Genomic DNA, 2,251 nt, shown 5'->3' with positions numbered 1-2,251 from the left:
ATGAATAGGTTGAGTACACAAAGTGTAACTGTAAGCCAGTGAAATCCCCGTACTACAAGATCCCAAACCTTGATTTTTTGATTATCTGACATGATTTCACTCCATGAAGTTGGTGTGTTATATGACACGCAGCAATGCGTTATCTCACTGCACAATGAGTAAATACACTATAACTTCCATTTCTTAAGAAAAACTTAACAACTATAGCTTATAGCTTTTGCAGTCTAGTTTACTGGGTACTAAGAATGCCATGTGGCTCGACATGAATCACAACAACTGAGTTCGGTAGCTTATCTTCAAGTTCTCATTCGATCTGGTCACATGAAACATCACATGCAATCACCAATGCAGATAAATGGTTAACCTGCTGGCTCGAGTGAAACACTATCATGAATTGCGTGTCTCCTTTTCCAAGAAATGACTATGGAATAGCGAAGGTGTAACACTATTCGTAGCAGTTATTTAGTAAGAAATTACGTCCACACACAATAGGAAAGTTATAATTCTGTTCATTAATCGAACTAACCGTTTTTATAACAAGTTTATCTCAATTATGATTAGTATCATAAACTTGTAAAAAATAGTTGCAGTTATTATTTCTGCAATGCATCATTAATGCGTTGCCTATGCTTTTAACGTTATAAAAATTTTCTGTAAGGGTTGTTAGCCATTAACATTCTTCATTCGTACTTTTGTGGATTCTGTTGAGTGGGTTAATATAACGGTCTTTTACCAGATGCACATAATTTAAACGTTTTCAGATAGAGATTAATAATGGTTTGTTTACTCAACCAAAGGAGTTTATTTATGATTTTTAATAGAGGGGAATCATGGAGTTAGTGAAAACTAGAAAATGTAAAGTTCCAATGGATAGGGGGGCAGGGCTGGTTAATTATGATCAGGATTCATTTTTAGTCGAAGGGCTTTTGGATGAGAATTCATTGGCTGGCTTCTATGGCCCAAGTGGTTCTCGTAAGTCATTTTTGATAATCGATATAGCTTGTAGAGTGGCTACAGGTAAGCCTTGGCAGGGCTTGGATGTCAAGCAGGGCTCGGTTATCTATGTTGCTGCGGAAGGCAGTAATGGAATGATAAAGAGAATGAATGCCTGGGTTAATAAATATAACAATGGCGAAGATATAAAAAATTTTTATCGTATATCTCAGCCTATGTTTGTGTCTAAGCAAGAGTTTATCGATGATTTGATTTTAGCTACAGAGGATGTCTTGCTTGAGACGGGGATGCCTGTACGGTTGATCGTTATCGATACTTTGGCAAGATGCTTCACTGGAAATGAAAATACAGCAGAAGATATGGGGGCATTTATTGCTGGCTGTGATCAGATAAAGGTTAAATCTGGCGCAACAATTTTGATTGTACACCATACTGGTAAGGACATAGCTCGTGGAGCTAAAGGAGCATACTCTTTCAAAGCTGCACTAGATAATGAGTATTTTGTTACAAAAGATGAAGATAAAAAGAGTCTTTCTTCAAAATTGGTTTGCACAAAGAGTAAAGATGGAAATGACGACCTGGATATGTCAATTGGTTTAAAAATAGAAACTCTTGGCAGAACGATTAAAGGGAAAGTTATCGATACCTTAGTTGTTATTGATGGTGAGTACGATAATAAGAATGAATATGTCAGCTCTAATGATGGAAGCAAGGAAGAAAAAAAAGAAATAAATAGCACAAGGGGTGTAAGTGGTGTCTATTAAAATAATAAATCATAAAGTTAATTTTTTTGCTCTTGTTGATCCATTGCTAGGTAGAATAACAGGGCTGTTCATCCCGATTGCTAATGGTAAGCGTGAAAGCAACGTGGTTTTGAGTTCGGTGTTTAGTGAACAGAAAATTCGAGTTAATATAGAGCAAGGGTTGGATTATTCTGATCAAAGCATTCTCTTTTCTTTAATTGCCCTTGCCGGTATTGATGGGAAAATTATAAATGAAAGCTCTAAAGGGCCTAGATCTACTTATTTATGGAGTAATTTGAATGCTATGTATAATGCTGCAAGTGAAAATGCGATATTGCTTTCAACTACTCAGGCGAAAATTATTAGTGTTTTAGGTTGGAATAAATCTGGTCATGAATATGATAGATTGAAGGAGGGTCTTGATAGGTTGAGTAAAGTTGATTTACACCTCATATCAGAGGGTTATGAATGGAAATCTAGCATGTTAAGCTATTTAATCTCAAAAAATGATATAGGCCGAGAGGATGTTGTTGATGTAGTTGTAAATCCAAGAA

Annotated in this window: 2 protein-coding genes; both read left to right on the top strand. The window is 35.9% G+C overall.

What is annotated here, in order from left to right:
• The first annotated feature begins 830 nt into the window (after positions 1-830).
• Entirely contained in the window at positions 831-1,718 is an 888-nt protein-coding gene (locus tag DBR30_RS18080) for a helicase RepA family protein (RefSeq protein WP_108540985.1), read from the top strand.
• The coding region (repC, locus tag DBR30_RS21120; protein WP_181363619.1) for a replication protein C, IncQ-type at positions 1,708-2,251 on the top strand (544 nt) is incomplete at its 3' end. The genes DBR30_RS18080 and repC, both read left to right, overlap by 11 nt.

Source organism: Aeromonas sp. HMWF017 (assembly GCF_003061465.1).
Taxonomy (GTDB): Bacteria; Pseudomonadota; Gammaproteobacteria; order Enterobacterales; family Aeromonadaceae; genus Aeromonas; species Aeromonas veronii.
The sequence above is the reverse complement of the archived record's forward strand: the minus strand, read 5'-3'. Positions and strand labels throughout refer to the sequence as shown.

What these genes read in the sequence shown, in the direction of transcription:
- DBR30_RS18080 (WP_108540985.1), top strand. Translation starts at nt 831, where the DNA reads ATGGAGTTAGTGAAAACTAGAAAATGTAAAGTTCCAATGGATAGGGGG.